We start from the raw sequence: 17230 nt of genomic DNA on the forward strand, positions 1-17230 counted from the left end.
TAGCGTTTTTTCATGATGACAAGCACTATTTTTAGTAGGGACGATTCATTATTTATTCATTTTTTTTCAGCTATCTGTTTGGCCTTAATCTTAAGGTGGACACACTGCAAGTGATGAAAGCTGGTGCCTGGTCAGTTTTTTGTAATAAATTCACCAATTCCATATCTTTTCATTCAGTAAAATTGAAAAAAAAGACCAATAATTTACATTATGTTACTTTTATTGACTTAAAATAAACTTAATAATGACATACCTTACAAAGCATTGATGACCGCCGCTTTTCCGGAAAATTAATTATATATCAGAGAGAAAATGATTAACCCTTTTCTTTTGCAGAAAAAAAACCTTAAAAAAGTAATAAAAATTTTTATTTCCGTTAGTAGCATTTTTATAAGTTCGGGCGTTTTACCGGCCAGTCAAAAGATAGACATCCAGGATGAACGGGTTTTGAATAATCCTCCTGAAATAGTTAAGAAAGGGGATGTTCTTTACTTTGACGGCCAAATAACAAATGAGGCCTATGTATTATTCTTAAAAGAAATCGGCAACTCCAGAATCAAAACCGTCTCTGTTAACAGCATTGGTGGAGATGTGGAAAATGCTTTATCCATAGCCAGTTACATTAAAAAAAATAATATGGATATAGAAGTTCGCAGCGTCTGTGCCTCTGCGTGTGCTAACTATCTATTTGTGGCAGGTAACCGTAAATTAATTAATAATGATTCATACATCCTGTGGCACGGTGGCGCCAACGGACCAGAGCAAGAAGTTGAAATTTCTGGGGATATAACCCGCGCAGAATTTTTCAGGCTTGAATCCGTTCAACAGATAAAGAAAAAGGAAGCACTCTTTTACAAGGAGGCAGGGGTAAGAAATGAGATATGTTATTGCCCACAGCTAAAAAATAACTATCACGATACTTTCCCGGAAAAATGGTTTTCATATTCTCCGGAAGATATGAACAGATTTGGCATAAAGAATATCTCTTTTGCCATTACACCTTCTCAATGGCTTATGTCAATGAGAAAAAAACACGTCATCTTTGCCCATTATTGTAATCAGGAGAAGTAACAATGCGTGAACTTTCTTTGAATGAAATGGATGTGGTTGCTGGTGGTTTTTCAATTGGTAGCTGCTCAATTGGCGGTTCCTACTCTTCCACGCATGACGGTCACGGTGGCTCTTCAACATCAGTGAGCGTTCATGCAGGCTGCGGCATTAACGCACCGGATGCAGGCAGAGGTAACAGCGGTAACTCCGGCAAATCACACTCTGGCCGCAACGGCAATAGCAAAAGCGACCGTGGCGGCAAGCATTAATTCTTAGCCTCAGTTTAATGCGGCTTCAGGTACCGGTTGCCGCATAATACGGTTTGTTACTGACAGGAAACCCCTCTGATTTTCGGGGCATGCAGGGTAACATGAACTCATCTCTCTATCGGCAGTCGGCTATTACACACAGAACTAACGTATGGAAAGGAAAAGCCCTGCTGGTGCGTGGACTTCCAGTATGGGTACATCTGCTTATTACCGCCATTTTTCTTATCTCACTTACTCTCCTTCTTACTTTTGGTAGTTATACACATCGTGTAACCGTAAGTGGTGAGCTTGCATCCGTACCTCGCCCTGTTACTGTCGCGTCTCCGGATCAGGGCTTTGTTATAAACAAATTTGTTAGCCCAGGCGATAATGCCAAAAAAGGACAGCCGCTGTATGAGATTGATATTAGTCGTACAACACGTTCGGGTGTGGTCAGCGTGCAACACAGACAAAGTACACAAGAACAACTTAGAATCGTCGATGATATTATAGGGCGCCTTCGTGAAAACCGGCGTATTACTCTTGCCACGCTTGAACAGGAAAAGGCAAGTTATGCTGCGGCATTTGAACATTCCACTAAAATTCTTAAACAGGCAGCTTCAGGCCTGAAAGAGATGAAACAAAACATGGAAAGCTATCGGCGCTATCAGCAGGCAGGATTAATAAATCGCGATCAACTTTCTCAGCAGACCTCTCTTTTTTATCAGCAGCAAAATGATCATCTCACTTTGAGCGGTCAACGTGAGCAGAATGCATTACAGGTTCTTGCGCTTGAGGGTGATATACGCACACGTGCAGCTGATTTTGACAATGAAATATTTCGCATGGAAATGCAGCGGAGTGTACTGGCTCGTCAGAATACAGAAGATGATGCTTCCGGCACGCTTTTAATTACCTCTCCGGTTAATGGTCGGGTAGATACGGTCAGTCTTACATTGGGGCAAAGCACCCGTTCGGGCGATACGCTGGCACAAATTATTCCGGATGTTAAACCACACTGGGAACTGGTGATGTGGATCCCGGACAGTGCCCTGCCCTTTATAAAAACCGACGCGCCGGTCAATATTCGCTATAGCGCTTTTCCATCGGAAAAATTCGGGTTATTTCCCGGCCGCATTGCAGAGGTCTCGGTCACACCTGCCGGTATGCAGGAACGTTCGCACTGGGCCAGCGCACCCGGCGCTGATACAGGTATACCACAAACCTGGTACAGACTAACCATCACACCTGACGTGACACATTTTGTATGGCAGGGGCAACGTCTTAAAGCGGGCAACGGGCTTCGGGCAGACTGCACGCTTTTTTTGGAAAAGCGCCGGCTATGGCAGTGGGTTCTGTCGCCGCTTTATGAAATGCGGGACAGCACGCGCGGAGCAATTAATGGATAACGAAAAACTTGCCTGGCTTCAAAGACGTCTAAATTTTTCTCCTCGTCGTCGGGTGCCCCTCATCCTTCAGACCGAGGCTGCGGAGTGTGGACTTGCCTGTATGGCCATGATCGCAGGCTGGCATGGTCATCATACAGATTTGTTTACATTGCGCAGTGAAAGCGGCCTCTCTTCACGTGGGGCAACGCTGGGCACCCTGCATGCCATTGCTGGCAACCTTGGACTGGCCGGGCGGGCACTGTCACTGGATCTGGAAGAACTTTCAGCACTGCGATTGCCGTGTGTGCTCCACTGGGATTTCAGTCATTTCATCGTGTTGGTCAGTCTCAAAGGTGACAAGGCTGTTATCCATGATCCTGCATATGGCCGACGAACGGTCAGTAGTCAGACACTGTCGCAAAGCTTTACTGGTGCTGCGCTGGAGTTATGGCCCGATCGTAATTTTAGCCGCCAGAAAAAGTCATCACGTGTCAGACCTACAGAGTTGATACGTGGTATTACCGGTTTTGGCCCGGCGTTGATTAAAGTATTTTGTCTGTCTGTTATGACTGAATGTATCAGTCTGCTGTTACCGGTAGGTACCCAGATTGCCCTCGACCATGTTGTTCCCTCTTCCGATCGCGGGCTCCTGGAGCTGGTTTGTTTGTCTTTAGGGATGCTAATTCTGCTGCAAACAGGTCTTAATTTGCTTCGTTCCTGGACTGTGATGATTACGGACACTTTGACAGACATACAGTGGAAAGAAGGATTATTAAGACATTTATTGTCGCTTCCCCTGCCCTGGTTTTCAAAAAGGAGAATGGGGGATATACAGTCCCGTTTTGCCTCACTTGGCATTCTGCGGGACAGCTTTGTTCACGATATTACCGGTAGCATCATTGACGGCATTATGTTGATTGGCTCACTGATCTTGCTGGCGGTTTACGGGGGGCCTCTGCTTTGTTGCGTGGTGGTTGGCTTTGTGCTGATAGCGGTTTTAATGCGTTTAATAACTTTTCCCCGCTATCGCCAGCTGGCTGAGGAACAACTGATAAAAAATGCAACGGCTGCTTCGCATTTTAGCGAGTCGCTTTGGGGCATCGCCACACTCCGGGCACAGGGTCTGGCGTCGCAGCGTGGGCGCAACTGGCTGACGCTGGAAGTTGAAGCTGCAAATGCCGGCGTTAACCGACGCCGCTTTGATATTTTATTTAATGCAGTTAGCGGGCTGACCGGAGCCCTGGATAATATTGTCATCCTCTGGCTGGGTATCAGCGCCGTGATGACGCACAGTCTTTCATTAGGCGCATTTGTAGCGTTTGGCGTCTTCAGAGAAATGTTTACGGGACGGGCGCTTTCCCTCACTGAGATGTTCCTGCGATTAGGAATGCTTTCATTACATGGCGAGCGGATCGCAGATATTGCGCATACTACGCCCGAACCCATATCACCCTTAACGGAACAATTTAAACCTGGAAAAGCTATCGTGCTGGAAGCGAAAGAACTTTTGTTCCGTCATGATGCCCAGTCTTCGCCTGTGCTACAGGATTTAAATCTTACTCTTTGTGCAGGAGAAAGTGTTGCTATTACCGGACCTTCAGGTTGTGGTAAGACCACGCTTATGAAAATATTATGTGGACTTGTGCCACCTTCCGGAGGAAACGTTCTGGCTGATGGTAAAGATATCTATGCAGGCGGTGTGGAAAGCTATCGTCGGGCTGTATCCTGCATTCTCCAGGAGGATCGTTTGTTCGCAGGGTCAATGCGGGAAAATATTACCGGGTTCGGTGACATGCCTGATGAGGCCTGGCTTGAAGCGTGCGCCCGTCTCAGCCACATTCACGATGACATTATGGCATTGCCTATGGGCTACGATACGCTAACCGGGGAGCTTGGCGAAGGATTATCAGGCGGACAACGGCAGCGCATATTTATTGCCCGGGCTTTATATCGACGGCCCGGCATACTGTTTATGGATGAGGCAACAAGTCATCTGGACGAGCATAATGAAGCGCTGATCAATATGGCTATACGTGGCCTGAATATTACCCGTGTCATCATCGCTCATCGGCCTTCCACCATCGCCTCTGCCGATCGGGTAATCAATCTTTCAGTTGTTCATAAACGCATCTAATGCCGGGGCTGCCATAAGCCCGCCTGGCTTCATATACCGGGGCCAGGTTTTGGCTGTTCGCTCCTCACCCTGCTGCGGTGCGCCTCAGCCATAACCCGGCCCCGTTGCTTTGACTATATATGTCCACAAACGTTATTCACTCTGTTTTGAATCGCCACGGGTTTAACAGACACCTCAGAGTCATTTAAGATGGCTGAAAGAGAGGTGCCCATGAGCGGTAAGCGTTATCCAGAAGAGTTTAAAATTGAAGCAGTCAAACAGGTTGTCGATCGTGGCCATTCTGTTTCCAGCGTTGCAACACGTCTCGATATCACTACCCACAGCCTTTACGCATGGATAAAGAAGTACGGTCCGGATTCTTCCACTAATAAAGAACAGTCAGATGCTCAGGCCGAGATCCGCCGTCTCCAGAAAGAGCTGAAGCGGGTTACCGACGAACGGGACATATTAAAAAAAGCCGCGGCGTACTTCGCAAAGCTGTCCGACTGAGGTACGCCTTTATCCGTGACAACACCTGTTGCTGGCCTGTTCGCCTGCTCTGTCGGGTGCTGGATGTTCATCCCAGTGGTTTTTACGCCTGGCTTCAGCAGCCGCATTCACAACGCCATCAGGCAGACCTGGGACTGACAGGACAGATTAAACAGTTCTGGCTGGAATCGGGATGCGTCTATGGTTATCGCAAGATCCATTTGGATCTGCGGGACAGCGGGCAACAGTGCGGAGTGAACAGAGTCTGGCGACTGATGAAACGTGTCGGGATAAAGGCTCAGGTCGGATACCGGAGCCCGCGGGCACGTAAAGGCGAGGCCAGTATCGTGTCGCCCAACAGGCTCCAGCGACAGTTCAATCCGGATGCTCCGGATGAGCGTTGGGTAACGGACATAACCTACATCAGGACCCACGAAGGCTGGCTGTATCTTGCCGTGGTTGTTGATCTGTTCTCACGCAAAATTATCGGCTGGTCCATGCAATCCCGGATGACAAAGGACATTGTCCTGAACGCACTGCTGATGGCTGTATGGCGGCGTAATCCCCAAAAACAGGTGCTGGTTCATTCGGATCAGGGCAGTCAGTACACAAGCCATGAGTGGCAGTCGTTCCTGAAATCACACGGCCTGGAGGGCAGCATGAGCCGTCGCGGTAACTGCCATGATAATGCGGTTGCAGAAAGCTTTTTCCAGTTGTTGAAACGCGAACGGATAAAGAAAAAGATCTACGGAACGCGGGAAGAAGCCCGCGGCGATATTTTTGATTACATCGAAATGTTTTATAACAGTAAGCGTCGGCATGGTTCTAGCGATCAAATGTCACCGACAGAATATGAAAACCAGTATTATCAACGGCTCGGAAGTGTCTAGATTATCCGTGGCGATTCAAAAACTTCGAGTGATCCAGCTACTGTTGGGTCACAAAAAACTCGAAAGCACAGTACGTTACCTTAGCATTGAAGTAGATGATGCTCTGGAGATATCGGAGTCAATTGAAGTCTAACCGGTGAGGGCTGCAACAGCAGCCCTGTGCCAAAAGTCGACATTCATATACAGGCCGGCACAGCAAGACGTTAAGATTCTTATGCCCCCCTTAATTCCGGCCGGCAACGACAAGATCCTCTTTTCAGCAGATCTTTATGCGCTTATTTTTCATCCAGAAGGATTTACATAGAAAACTGATTTTCAGTTACGTTATTTCTGCTGATAAACCAGTTGTTGCTTTTCGAGGTAACAGTCGGGAAACAAGAAGGCCTACAACCTGCCCGGCTGCAGCCAGATAAAAAGCGAGCTGTAAGGCATTTTCGAGACTGCTCACAGACGTTTCCTGCTGCAGATTTTCAGCCCCGCTTCCGGATAGAGCTATCAGCAAAGCAATACCAACAGCATTACCCACATTCAGCGTTGTAGAAGCCATACCCGAAGCGATCCCTTGTTCGTTAAGCTTTACCCCTGAACCAGAAGCTATCCACATTGCCGTCCAGACAATCCCCTGGCCTGTTCCTGAAATAACCAGCCCGGGCATTATGGTCGCATAGGATGCAACTGAAAAGGCTGCTGGTACCAGTGCCAGCGTACCCGCAATTCCTGTGACAAATCCGGTCAGTAATACCGTGCGCACTGGCAGGCCATTTGCAAGTCGGGCTCCAAGTTGCGTTCCGGCAAAAATGGCCAGCGAAGGAATAATAAACGCAAGGCCGGTCTGCAAAGCGCTGTAACCAATAATGCTTTGAAACATAACCGTCAGGAAATAAGGCAGAGCACCAAAGGTTCCCATATAAATAAACGTGATCACCATGCCTGTGACCAGACTGCGGTTTCTGAATAAGCGTACCGGCATCAGGGGATCGTGACTGCGAAATTCAATAGCAATAAACGCCAGCAGGCATGCCGCTGCCAGACCCAGCGATAAAAGAACATGTGCCGTCAACCAGCCCTCTTCCGGCCCCTGAATCAGTGCATAAACCAGCAGGGTTGATCCCACGGTTACTGTTACGGCGCCGGGTAAATCGAAGTTGCGGCGTTCGTTCCGAAAGCTGTCTTTCGGTAAGACAAAAAAAGCGGCAAAAATAGCGACGGCCGCCAGCACAACGTTGACGAAAAATACCGCCGGCCAGCCACAGGTACTGGTGAGTACCCCCCCGGCGAGCGATCCCAGGGTAAGCCCACTTGCGCCTGCGCCGCCCCAGACAGCCAGTGCCCGGTTGCGTGACGGCCCTTCCTCAAAGAGTCTGTTTATAAGCGAAAGTGTGGCTGGAAACAGTAATGCTGCGCCGATGCCCTGTATGGCTCGCGCAATGACGATGACCACAGGACTCCACGCTAACCCACCGGCAAGCGAGGATAGCGCATACAGCCATAACGCACCGATAAACACGCGACGCTGCCCCATAAGATCGGCAGCACGCCCACCGAACAGTAAAAATCCTCCGCAACATACCGTATAAGCACTGACCACCCACTGAAGTGTATGCTCTGAAAAGCCCAGTCCCGCGCCAATTTCCGGCAGAGCGACAAACACAATATTGATATCCAGGGAGTACATAAGCTGGGCAAAAGCAAGCAGCGCAAGGCTCCAGTGCTGTAAGCGAGGGGTATCTGAATCCGGTAAGGCTATAGCCATCTGATAATCTCCATATAGACTAATGTACGAGTACATACGTACAATTAATGTATGTATGTACTCGTACATTAGTCAACAGATAAAATTTAAAGTAGAGTGTTGGTATGTTGCTAACCTGATGAGAAAACTAATGCTTGCTGGGCATCCTGATAAGGAACAAATACGCTTTGAGAATGTGCTGACGGCTTTAGGAAATCCGCTACGTCTGACTGTGGTACGCGTACTGGCTGGGGGGGGTGAGCATGCCTGTAGCGCCGTGCTAAGCGGTATACCCAAATCAACTCTGACTCACCACTGGCGTGTACTACGAGACAGTGGCGTTATCTGGCAGCGTCCCTTTGGCCGCGAAAATTTATTGTCGCTACGTCGGGAAGACCTAGATGCCCGCTTCCCCGGATTGCTTGATGTCCTGTTAGGGGTGGTGAAAAACGATGCACTAACTCAGGAATCAACGACAAAGAATCTGCCGCCGTCATCCCCGGAACAACAGGCACATGCAAAGATGAAGTGAACTGAGTGTATATGTCCGCTTTTCGCTCATAGCGGACATCAGCATACGTGTCAGTCCGCTCAGTGCCATAAGCGGACGTTGGCTTATGCCAGTTAATAGAGCCAGGTCACTTCATCAGCCGGAAAAATACTACTTATCAGTTTCGGTTAGTAACGGATTTTTCAACGAGTACCGTCGTGGCGAACATCCATTGAGTCGTCGAAACGCCGTACTGAACGCAGCTTCTGATTCATAACCTAGTGAGTGCGCGATTGCAGAGACAGATTCAGTGCCACTGGTGAGCCGGTGGCATGCAATCATCATCCGCCATCGTGTCAGATATTCGATTGGCGACGCGCCGGATAGACTTTTAAACCTGAGAGCGAATTTGGATCGAGACATCCCGGCCTCCTGCGCAAGTGCCGGCAAGGTCCATCGTCTGCCCGGGCTGGCATGAATTGCGCCAATGGCAGCCGCGATCCGCTTATCACCAAGTGCAAACAGCCAGCCGACGTCTTTTCCCAAGCCGTGATCCAGATAAAGCCGCAGCGCCTGGACCAGCATCAGATGCGCGAGATGCTGCACGATAAGCCTGGCGCCCGGCTGTGCTCCGAACAGTTCCTGGCGCATACGATCGAGGGCCCATCGCAGACCTGTCTTGTCGTCTTCATCGCGGAGCCGAATGATGGCTGGCATTGAGCCGAGAAGCATATCGACATGGTCACCAGCGAAGCCGAAATGGCCGCCGAGCATTGTCGTTTCTCCCCCGCCGTTCACCGTTGCGATCCCGCCGTTCCAGTCTTCTTCAGGTATGGTAGCAATGCCGATCGGCTCGAAGGCGAGGTCTTGGGCAATCAGGAACCGACGTCCGTTAGGCAGCAGGACGCAATCACCCGCCTTAAGCTTTATCGGATCCTGCCCATCATCGACGGCCAGCCAGGCGCTACCCGATACGAGCGCAAAATACTTGAGGCCAGAATGCTTCCCGAACTGAAGCGCCCATTCCCCCCCGAAGTCAAATCCACCCGCGATGTAGGTTTTCGGCGTCAATAGCGAGATGATATCGGATAAAGGATCAGCAATCATGGGGACAATCTCGAAAGTAATAGGGATATTCAAACATAGTTTGTTTCGACTTCCATGGTTATCCTTATTTCGAAGCAGACGCACCGGCTGCTCCCCGTCAAAGGATATTTTCATGATCAAAGTCATTATCGCTTTCAAGCGTCGGCAAGGTATGAGCATAGAGGAATTCAGGAATTATCGTCGCGACGTTCATGCTCCACTGCTTTTTGCCATTCCTGAAGCAAAGAAGATCCGCCGCTTTGTTATTTCATACCCCATGGATTATGCGTCTTCAGAGCTACCCCGGTTTGACGCCATGGTGGAGGCGTGGTTCGACAACGCTGAAGAGATGGATAAACTCTTTCTGTCAGACAACTTTGCAACCCGGGTGGATCCGGACCACGTAAACTTTATCGACCTGAGTTCCGTAGTCCGGCTCGTGACCGAAGAACTCATCGTCGTTGAATAACGACCCCGCCGGGGACGCAGGACGAAAAGCGTGGTCTGGAACGGCGATCGCCCCGGCCTTATCAGGGATAAATCATGTCCGCCTCGTGCCAAAAGCAGCTAGCGGTGCTTTAGGTTAGAACCGAAGTGGAACGCCTCATAGCTGTTTGGTCTTCCACCTCATCGGGCCTGGCTGCCTACCCTTCCTGGCGATCTGCGCCATATGCCACGGCTTTCATTGCTTGCAGCGCGTGCAGACGCATTTTTAACGCGGCTTCAATATTGTCGTAGGCTGTGCTGCCCAGCGGCAGACGTAATGGAGGGCTGGCAGCATCTGCCGCCGCGATCATAGCCGTCACGCATTTTTCAGCATCGCCTTTAATCACAAACTCTCCGGACATCAGTGCCGCCCGCAGTTTCCCCGCTGCCGTATCACGGTAGGCCGGTAAGGCATCAGCGATATCCAGCCCCGCACCAAACCGCGTCGCCGTCGGCCCCGGCTCGACCAGCAAAAAATCAATGCCAAACGCCGCTACTTCCTGCCGCACCGCTTCGACAAAACCTTCAATTCCCCATTTAGTGGCATGATACAAACTGAAATCAGGATAGGCGACCTGGCCGCCTTCCGACGACACCTGCATAATGCGCCCGCCACCCTGCTGCCGCAAAAAGGGAATCGCCGCGCGGATAAGCTGAATCGACCCGGTAAGATTGGTGGCAATCTGACGCTCAATTTGCCTATCGCTTAGCTCTTCCGCTGCGCCAAACAGGCCGTAAGCCGCGTTGCTGACCACAATATCAATGCTTCCCGCCTGAGCGAACGCCGCCTCAACGGTGGGTTTTATCGTCGCTGCCATACTGAGATCAAGCACCGTTACCTGCAAACGATCGCCGTATATTGCTGACAGACCGTCTAATACTGCTCGATCGCGGACGCTGGCAAATACTCTGTCGCCTCGGGCCAGCAGCGTTTCACACATCAGGCGGCCCAGGCCGCTGGATGCACCGGTTATTAGCCAGGTTTTCATTAGGGTCTTCTCCATTCAGTGAACCGAAGGACAGCATAAACCGAATAATTGGTGGCATAATCTCCGCAAATCAGCATGAGGTGGTGGGAAATATTCAACAATGAAACGACCTTCCTGGAATGAATTGCAGGCGGTGAAAACCATTGCCGGGCAGCGCAGTTTTCGTCGCGCTGCTGAGGTGCTGGGACTTAAACGCTCGACGCTTAGCCATACTGTCAAAGGACTGGAGGCAACACTTGGCGTGCAGCTGTTCCATCGCACAACGCGCAGCGTTGCGCTGACAGAAGCGGGTGAAATACTGATCGCGCGCCTGGCGCCGTTACTGGCGGAAATGGATGACCTGCTGAACGACGTTACCGCCAGCGGTCAGCAGCCTTATGGCACGCTGCGCATCAGTGCCAGCGATGCAGCGATTAGCCTTATGCTGGAAAAGGTGCTGCCGACATTTATCCAGCAAAAGCCGGGGATTGAAATTGATTTAGTGGCGCAGGGGCAACTCATAGACATCGTGGCGCAAGGGTTTGATGCGGGCATTCGGCTGATTGAAGATGTGCCTAAAGACATGGTTGCCATTGCTCTGAGCGGGCCGCTGCGCTTTATTACCGTGGCCTCGCCCGGTTACTTAGCCGGGCGGCCCAAAATCATGCATCCGCAGGATCTGATGCAGCATACCTGTTTGCGCCAGCGCTTGCCGGGCGGTAAACGGTATCACTGGGAATATCAGCAGCATGAGCAGCAGTTTGCGCTGGATGTGCCGGGCAGCCTGACCCTCGACAGCAGCGCTTTAATGGTGGAAGCGGCTGTCGCCGGGCTGGGTGTGGCCTATGTCCCGGAGCGCTACGCCCGACAGTGGCTGGACACGCAGCGGCTGGTGACGTTGTTGGACGACTGGACGATTGCGTCACAGGGCATCGCGCTCTACTTTCCGCAACATCGCCATATGTCTGTCGCATTACGCCTGTTTATCGACACGGTAAAAGCCGTTATGCGCGACCGGGCATAGCCTAATCGCTTTATTTTATTCAGAAAAGAGGCCAGGCACGGGCCAGAGAATAAGAAAGGTGGGTTGAGTAATCGAATTACTCATTTAACAGTCGGTAGAGCCACCTTAATTTATGCCTCTGGCCCGTGAATTCAGGGAAATATTTTTTGCCTGTTCAGATATGATTTTTCATATCTGATGGGTTGGAATGCGGGCAATGACCTTAATTTCAAAGTCGAATCCCGCAAGCCATGTCACGCCAACGGCAGTCCAGTTTGGATAAGGGGGATGGGGAAAAATCGATTTCTTCACCTGCATAATTGTCGAAAACTGATTTTCCGGATCGGTATGATAAGTCGTGACATCAATCAGATCGTCAAAAGTACACCCCGCTGCGGCAAGCGTGGCGGCCAAATTATCAAACGCAAGCTGCACCTGCGCGGCGAAATCAGGCTCCGGCGTACCGTCGGCGCGGCTACCGACCTGGCCGGAAACAAACAGCATATCACCAGAACGGATTGCGGCAGAATAACCATGTTCCTCATAAAGAGCATGTCGACTAGCTGGGAAAACCGGTTCACGATGGGCGATGGCCATACGATTTCCTTTGATTAGGTCGGGTTGGAATGCGGGATGCGCAGCGCACAGGAATGATCTAATATACGCTGCGTATGTACAATTAATCACACATACGCGTCGTATGTCAAATAACATACGCCGCGTATGGCACAAGGATATCGTATGGCCACCAAGAGCCGCGCCGAACTGATGAAAGAAAACCGCATAAAACTGATTGCGGCGGCACGAAAAGCATTTGCTGAAAAAGGGTTCGCAGGCGCATCAATGGATGAGCTTACTGCCAGCGTGGGCCTGACGCGTGGCGCGCTTTACCCCAATTTTGGCGATAAAAAGGGGCTGCTTGCGGCGGTTGTCGAACAGTTAGATGGTGAAATGGCGCAACGTGCTAAAGCTGCGGCGGCTACGGCTGGCAATGACTGGGAAAAGTTAATAGCTGAGGGCATCGCCTATATCGAAATGGCGATGGACGCAGAAGTACGGCGCATCGTGCTGCTTGATGGTCCGGCCTTTCTTGGCAACCCTTCTCAGTGGCCTGGTCAAAATAGCTGCCTGGAATCCACTCGCCAGAGCATTATAAAAATGAGCGCAAGCGGCGTCATAAAACCCGTCGATGCCGATGCCGCCGCACATCTTTTAAATGGTGCCGCGCTCAATGCGGCCTTGTGGATAGCAGCCAGCGACGATCCGCAGCAGGCGCTGCCAAAAGTTATTGAGGTATTCAGGCTACTGGCAAGTAGCTTACTCACCCGCTCGGGTAAAGAGGAGTCTGATTAGAACGCTGTCGCCGGTTCAGGCTTTTGCATGCAGAAAGATAGCCGCAGGAGCAAAGCGATAATTTCTCCTGCAGCCCAGAGGTGATATTGAAGCAAACTTCCCGCTTCAGACACTCGCACCCAGCGCTTTATCAACGGCAGCTTCGCAGTGGATCAGCGTGGTATCGAAGACAGGGACGGAAACGTTATCCCTGTTAAGCAACATGCCGACTTCGGTACAGCCAAGGATCACACAGTCAGCGCCGTTGTCAGCTAAACGCTGTGCGATATTTTCATAAACAGCGCGACTGGCCGGGTTTATAACGTCCTGGCACAGCTCCTGATAAATGATGCGATGAACCTCAGCCCGATCGGCATCATTCGGTATAACGGGCTGAAGTTTTACCGCCCTGAGCCGATCAAGATAAAAAGCTTGTTCCATCGTAAATGCGGTTGCCATCAGGCCTGGCGCTTTAAGGCCCGCTGCAAGGATCCGAGCCGCCGTTGCATCAGCAATGTGCAGCAGCGGAATGGAAACGCCGCTCATCATTTGGTCCGCCAGTTTATGCATGGTATTTGTCGCCAGTACGATAAAGTCGGCCCCGCCGCGCGCCAGCGCCAGCGCCTCCTTATTTAAAAGGGTTGCGGCGTCGTCCCATTTTCCGCTGGCCTGCAAATGTTCAATGTTGGCAAAATCCAGCGAACGGATAAGCAATTCAGGCGAGTGTAAACCGCCCAGACGCTGACGAACCAACTCACACATTTTCCGATAATAAATTTGTGTTGAGGCTGCTGACATCCCTCCCAGGATCCCAATCGTTTGCATTGCGTTTCCTTAAATTTTTTTACCTGTTCAGGGTGGTTACTCCAGCTTATCGCTGATAGCGGGCAGAGTGCGCCAGTTCATATCTGTTTTGGAACTAAAGCAGGCCTGAGCACGTAAGCCCATCGTTTACTGCCATAGCCTTGGGATCCTTATTTTAAGCCGTAATCCGGGTGATACCAAAGCGCAGTAAAGCAATAGCATACTTACCTGAAAATGTATGTCGCCCGGCCTGTGGCAAATAATCATGCAGGTCTGCCAGCGAGCGCCTTTCCCGGCATCCTTTTTAAGGATCAGGCCTTTTCGCCCGGAGCCTGCCCGATACTAAGGGGAAAGTGGCGCACTTTTAGTACGCCACCCGACAGTTATAACAGCGGCAGTTCCAGAAGCTGCCCTCCCTCTTCCGCAAGCCGCGTTAAATAGTGCGACGCTTCCAGAATCTGATAAGGAAAGTAGAGACCCGGCGCCACCGGTGGTTTGCCATCCAGCCCGATCAGTCGTTCAAGAAGCAGGGCAATGCTCATGCCTGTCAACGGTGCTGCTCCCCCCGGATGAACGACCGCATTGCGGGTACGAAGAGCCTGCCCGGCCTGATCCAGGCCTGAAATCTCAATAATGATTTCGGTGGAGAATGTTCCTCCTTTGCGCCGGCTTGAGCTGATACCCATGCCGAGATCGAACAGGACGCTGTGCGCACCCGTAGCAGTTGCCAGCCCAACCACGTCAATCGACGAGAAGCCCGTGGCGGGGATTTTGGTGCCGTCGAGCGCTGAGAAGGTGCCCTTAGCCTCATCGCCCTCGCGCCACAGATAGACGCCGGCCCGCCGCGTGAGCGCTGCGGGCAACAGGTGGTGCAGATGGTCGAAATCAGCGGCGACCGCAGGCCCGCCAACATCCTGTTCATCGACTAACGCCCCAATGCGGATTTCATGAACCTGGCCAAACGCTTTGCTCAGATGAAGCGCAGGCACCGTCGTGGCACCGACCAGCCACTCATAGCCGAGCACCACTGCCGACGCGCCCGGAGCGTGCATAAAGCTTGCGATTTCCGGAGCAATCTCGAACACGCCAGAAGAAATACTCAGATGGGGTACGCCTCGTGACTGAGCAAAGCGGAGTGCAGCAAGCGTATGGTCTTTATAGAGGACGACCACCGCACTGATTTTTCGCTCGCCGAGGCCAAGGTCTGCACGGGCGGTGTCAATCGCTATACCTTCCGCACCTCCCATTTTTGCGGCGGCGTGCTGCGCCCTGGCAAGGTCGCGCCCCCCTATCAGCAAGGGAAGATCGGGATAAGCAGCGCGTATTGCCCGGGCAGTCTGACCACCAATAGATCCGGAGCCGCCCAGCAGTAAGACAGGAGCAAATGACATAAGCGAGGTTCCTTGTGTGTGATAAGCTACTATTGGTAGGAAAGATAGCACTCCACAGCAACATAAGCTACTTTTAGTAGGTTTAATGAGAAAGAGAGAATGAAAGAACACAAGGCTCCGGCTACCGGGTCGCCTGCCCGGCGCCTGTCGAAGGCAGAACGGCGACAACAGCTTCTCGATACCGCGCTTCTGATCGTGCGCGAGGAAAATGCGGATCGCCTCACGCTGGGCCATCTGGCCGTGCGTGCAGGCGTCTCGAAACCTGTGGTTTACGATCATTTCGCGACTCGTTCGACGTTACTGATCCAGCTGTACAGGTGGATAGATATGGAACGGGTAAGGACGTTTACTGAGGCCATGAGCGCGACTCCCCGAAGCCAGCAGGAAACGGTACAGATGCTGGCGAGCGCCTATATACACTGCGCCGCAGACAAAACGGACGAGTTTCACGCAGTGGGAGCGGCGCTGGCGGGGAGTGAAGAAAAGGCGGTCGTTTTCCAGGAACTTCTGGACAATTGTGTCGCCATGTTTGCGTCAATTCTGACACCCCATGTCAATATGACGCCCCAATCACTACAGCAATGCTGCATCGGCCTGGTCGGCGCGGGAGAAGCGCTGTCCGTGGCCCTTACCCGTGGGCGACTGAAGGAAACGGAAGCGGTTACAGCCTTCGCCTCGCTGATTGGCGGACTCATACAGACGGGCGAAGGCTGAAGGTCTGCGCAGATAACAGGCCAGGATATCAGCTTTTCGCCTGGCCCGGGGGCGGACGTGTTGTTTACATATTCTCTTCCAGAAAATCACGAATAGCAGGAATGATTTCCTTGCCGTGGGTTTCCAGTGCAAAGTGTCCGGTGTCATAGAAGCGAATCTCCGCATTGGGAAGGTCGCGTTTCCATGCCTCTGCGCCAGCCGGAAGGAAAAACGGATCGTTCTGCCCCCAAACTGCCAGCAAAGGTGGCTGATAATCACGGAAGTACTGCTGAAAATCAGGATACATTGCCACATTCGAGGCGTAATCCAGCACCAGATCGAGCTGAATATCCGCATTGCCCGGCCGTGAGATTTGCAGCCCCTCCAGCGTATATCCATCTGGCGAAATCAAACTCTTGTCGGTCACCCCTTCAAGATATTGCCATTTAATTGAGGCCGGTGTCGGAAAATCCTGCAGCGCATTCCGGTTCTGCTGTCCAGGGTCATGCCAGTATCTCTGGATAGGCGCCCAGCTCTCGCCCAGTCCCTCCTCATAAGCGTTGCCGTTCTGGGAAATGATGGCGGTCACGCGCTCCGGATGCGCGACAGCGAGACGCCAGCCTACCGGGGCGCCGTAGTCGTGAACCATAAGTGCGTAGCTATTGAGCTTAAGCTGTTCGGTGAACTGTCCGATGGTCTTTGCCAGCTGGCTGAACGTATAGGCGTACTCGCCTCTTGCAGGGGCTTCGGTAAAGCCGAACGCCGGCAGATCTGGCGCAATGACGTGATAGCGTCCGGCAAGTTCAGGTATCAGGTCGCGGAACATAAATGATGAGGCAGCAAAGCCGTGAAGCAGCAATAGGGCGGGCGCTTCTGGATTACCAGCTTCACGGTAGAAAATCCTTACGTTATCCACCTGCTCGTAGCGGTAATGAACCTGGCTCGCCACGGCGGATGCCGTGTCGTTAAGCAAAGGGGCAGCAGATGCTGATTTAGAAGCAGTCACGATCGTCTCCTGTAACCTTTAAAGTTAGAATTTGAAGGTTACATGCATTTTTGGTAACCTG

17 protein-coding genes are annotated in these 17230 nt (G+C 51.5%); 10 read left to right on the forward strand and 7 right to left on the reverse strand.

The window, feature by feature from the left end:
- Positions 1 to 312 precede the first annotated feature (312 nt).
- From AB6T85_RS14890 to AB6T85_RS14910, 5 genes are all read left to right on the forward strand, one after another.
- The gene (locus AB6T85_RS14890) at positions 313 to 1071 is read left to right on the forward strand and encodes a hypothetical protein (RefSeq protein WP_369895998.1); all 759 of its coding nucleotides are present in this window, start codon (positions 313 to 315) and stop codon (positions 1069 to 1071) included.
- Positions 1072 to 1073: 2 nt separating this feature from the next.
- Positions 1074 to 1319 (forward strand): hypothetical protein, encoded by a 246-nt coding sequence (locus AB6T85_RS14895; protein WP_253454399.1) that lies wholly within the window; start codon positions 1074 to 1076, stop codon positions 1317 to 1319.
- Between the two features lie 101 nt (positions 1320 to 1420).
- On the forward strand, positions 1421 to 2707 hold the full coding sequence (locus tag AB6T85_RS14900) for an HlyD family secretion protein (protein WP_369895999.1): 1287 nt from the start codon (positions 1421 to 1423) through the stop codon (positions 2705 to 2707).
- Positions 2700 to 4820: a peptidase domain-containing ABC transporter gene (locus AB6T85_RS14905; protein ID WP_253454401.1), complete on the forward strand. Its 2121-nt coding sequence runs from the start codon at positions 2700 to 2702 to the stop codon at positions 4818 to 4820. Before AB6T85_RS14900 ends, AB6T85_RS14905 begins: the two co-directional genes overlap by 8 nt.
- Positions 4821 to 5030: 210 nt before the next feature.
- A protein-coding gene (locus AB6T85_RS14910; protein WP_369896001.1) for an IS3 family transposase occupies positions 5031 to 6178 on the forward strand; the annotation gives its coding sequence in 2 pieces (ribosomal slippage) (positions 5031 to 5268 and positions 5268 to 6178; 1149 coding nt in all).
- 319 nt (positions 6179 to 6497) lie between these two features.
- On the opposite strand, the gene AB6T85_RS14915 is transcribed toward AB6T85_RS14910, so the two are convergent.
- The gene (locus AB6T85_RS14915; protein ID WP_301253259.1) at positions 6498 to 7931 is read right to left on the reverse strand and encodes an MFS transporter; all 1434 of its coding nucleotides are present in this window, start codon (positions 7929 to 7931) and stop codon (positions 6498 to 6500) included.
- A gap of 130 nt (positions 7932 to 8061) precedes the next feature.
- Between AB6T85_RS14915 and AB6T85_RS14920 the strand changes: the two genes are divergently transcribed.
- Positions 8062 to 8442: an ArsR/SmtB family transcription factor gene (locus AB6T85_RS14920; protein ID WP_301253264.1), complete on the forward strand. Its 381-nt coding sequence runs from the start codon at positions 8062 to 8064 to the stop codon at positions 8440 to 8442.
- 129 nt (positions 8443 to 8571) lie between these two features.
- Here AB6T85_RS14920 and AB6T85_RS14925 read toward each other — a convergent pair whose 3' ends face one another.
- A complete protein-coding gene (locus AB6T85_RS14925; RefSeq protein WP_369896003.1) occupies positions 8572 to 9633 on the reverse strand; it encodes an AraC family transcriptional regulator in 1062 nt (353 codons plus the stop codon).
- Between AB6T85_RS14925 and AB6T85_RS14930 the strand changes: the two genes are divergently transcribed.
- Positions 9620 to 9955, forward strand: coding sequence for an EthD domain-containing protein (locus AB6T85_RS14930; protein WP_369896004.1), 336 nt, complete (start codon positions 9620 to 9622; stop codon positions 9953 to 9955). The two genes, AB6T85_RS14925 and AB6T85_RS14930, sit on opposite strands and share 14 nt — an antisense overlap.
- A 175-nt stretch (positions 9956 to 10130) precedes the next feature.
- Here AB6T85_RS14930 and AB6T85_RS14935 read toward each other — a convergent pair whose 3' ends face one another.
- Positions 10131 to 10961 (reverse strand): SDR family oxidoreductase, encoded by an 831-nt coding sequence (locus AB6T85_RS14935; protein WP_301729635.1) that lies wholly within the window; start codon positions 10959 to 10961, stop codon positions 10131 to 10133.
- Between the two features lie 100 nt (positions 10962 to 11061).
- Between AB6T85_RS14935 and AB6T85_RS14940 the strand changes: the two genes are divergently transcribed.
- Complete coding sequence (locus AB6T85_RS14940) at positions 11062 to 11964, forward strand: LysR family transcriptional regulator (protein WP_369896006.1); 903 nt, start codon at positions 11062 to 11064, stop codon at positions 11962 to 11964.
- Positions 11965 to 12132: 168 nt separating this feature from the next.
- On the opposite strand, the gene AB6T85_RS14945 is transcribed toward AB6T85_RS14940, so the two are convergent.
- Positions 12133 to 12534: a RidA family protein gene (locus AB6T85_RS14945; RefSeq protein ID WP_301253262.1), complete on the reverse strand. Its 402-nt coding sequence runs from the start codon at positions 12532 to 12534 to the stop codon at positions 12133 to 12135.
- Positions 12535 to 12684: 150 nt separating this feature from the next.
- On the opposite strand from AB6T85_RS14945, the gene AB6T85_RS14950 reads away from it, so the two are divergent.
- Positions 12685 to 13296 (forward strand): TetR/AcrR family transcriptional regulator, encoded by a 612-nt coding sequence (locus tag AB6T85_RS14950; RefSeq protein WP_253454385.1) that lies wholly within the window; start codon positions 12685 to 12687, stop codon positions 13294 to 13296.
- Positions 13297 to 13401: 105 nt separating this feature from the next.
- Here the strand turns inward: AB6T85_RS14950 and AB6T85_RS14955 are convergent, their stop codons facing one another.
- Positions 13402 to 14100, reverse strand: coding sequence for an aspartate/glutamate racemase family protein (locus tag AB6T85_RS14955; protein WP_301729636.1), 699 nt, complete (start codon positions 14098 to 14100; stop codon positions 13402 to 13404).
- Positions 14101 to 14462: 362 nt separating this feature from the next.
- A complete protein-coding gene (locus tag AB6T85_RS14960; RefSeq protein WP_253454388.1) occupies positions 14463 to 15470 on the reverse strand; it encodes an NAD(P)-dependent oxidoreductase in 1008 nt (335 codons plus the stop codon).
- Positions 15471 to 15569: 99 nt separating this feature from the next.
- Here AB6T85_RS14960 and AB6T85_RS14965 point away from each other — a divergent pair, with 99 nt between their 5' ends.
- Positions 15570 to 16184, forward strand: a complete 615-nt coding sequence (locus tag AB6T85_RS14965) for a TetR/AcrR family transcriptional regulator (RefSeq protein WP_369896008.1) — start codon at positions 15570 to 15572, stop codon at positions 16182 to 16184.
- Positions 16185 to 16248: 64 nt separating this feature from the next.
- Here the strand turns inward: AB6T85_RS14965 and AB6T85_RS14970 are convergent, their stop codons facing one another.
- The gene (locus tag AB6T85_RS14970; RefSeq protein WP_369896010.1) at positions 16249 to 17169 is read right to left on the reverse strand and encodes an alpha/beta fold hydrolase; all 921 of its coding nucleotides are present in this window, start codon (positions 17167 to 17169) and stop codon (positions 16249 to 16251) included.
- Positions 17170 to 17230: the final 61 nt, after the last annotated feature.

Source organism: Erwinia aeris (genome assembly GCF_041224955.1).
GTDB lineage: Bacteria > Pseudomonadota > Gammaproteobacteria > Enterobacterales > Enterobacteriaceae > Erwinia > Erwinia aeris.

Excerpts from the sequence above, each read along its gene's own strand:
- AB6T85_RS14890 (WP_369895998.1), top strand. The coding sequence starts at position 313 with ATGATTAACCCTTTTCTTTTGCAGAAAAAAAACCTTAAAAAAGTAATA.
- AB6T85_RS14895 (WP_253454399.1), top strand. The coding sequence starts at position 1,074 with ATGCGTGAACTTTCTTTGAATGAAATGGATGTGGTTGCTGGTGGTTTT.
- AB6T85_RS14900 (WP_369895999.1), top strand. The coding sequence starts at position 1,421 with ATGAACTCATCTCTCTATCGGCAGTCGGCTATTACACACAGAACTAAC.
- AB6T85_RS14905 (WP_253454401.1), top strand. The coding sequence starts at position 2,700 with ATGGATAACGAAAAACTTGCCTGGCTTCAAAGACGTCTAAATTTTTCT.
- AB6T85_RS14915 (WP_301253259.1), bottom strand. The coding sequence starts at position 7,931 with ATGGCTATAGCCTTACCGGATTCAGATACCCCTCGCTTACAGCACTGG.
- AB6T85_RS14920 (WP_301253264.1), top strand. The coding sequence starts at position 8,062 with ATGCTTGCTGGGCATCCTGATAAGGAACAAATACGCTTTGAGAATGTG.
- AB6T85_RS14930 (WP_369896004.1), top strand. The coding sequence starts at position 9,620 with ATGATCAAAGTCATTATCGCTTTCAAGCGTCGGCAAGGTATGAGCATA.
- AB6T85_RS14925 (WP_369896003.1), bottom strand. The coding sequence starts at position 9,633 with ATGACTTTGATCATGAAAATATCCTTTGACGGGGAGCAGCCGGTGCGT.
- AB6T85_RS14935 (WP_301729635.1), bottom strand. The coding sequence starts at position 10,961 with ATGAAAACCTGGCTAATAACCGGTGCATCCAGCGGCCTGGGCCGCCTG.
- AB6T85_RS14940 (WP_369896006.1), top strand. The coding sequence starts at position 11,062 with ATGAAACGACCTTCCTGGAATGAATTGCAGGCGGTGAAAACCATTGCC.
- AB6T85_RS14950 (WP_253454385.1), top strand. The coding sequence starts at position 12,685 with ATGGCCACCAAGAGCCGCGCCGAACTGATGAAAGAAAACCGCATAAAA.
- AB6T85_RS14955 (WP_301729636.1), bottom strand. The coding sequence starts at position 14,100 with ATGCAAACGATTGGGATCCTGGGAGGGATGTCAGCAGCCTCAACACAA.
- AB6T85_RS14960 (WP_253454388.1), bottom strand. The coding sequence starts at position 15,470 with ATGTCATTTGCTCCTGTCTTACTGCTGGGCGGCTCCGGATCTATTGGT.
- AB6T85_RS14965 (WP_369896008.1), top strand. The coding sequence starts at position 15,570 with ATGAAAGAACACAAGGCTCCGGCTACCGGGTCGCCTGCCCGGCGCCTG.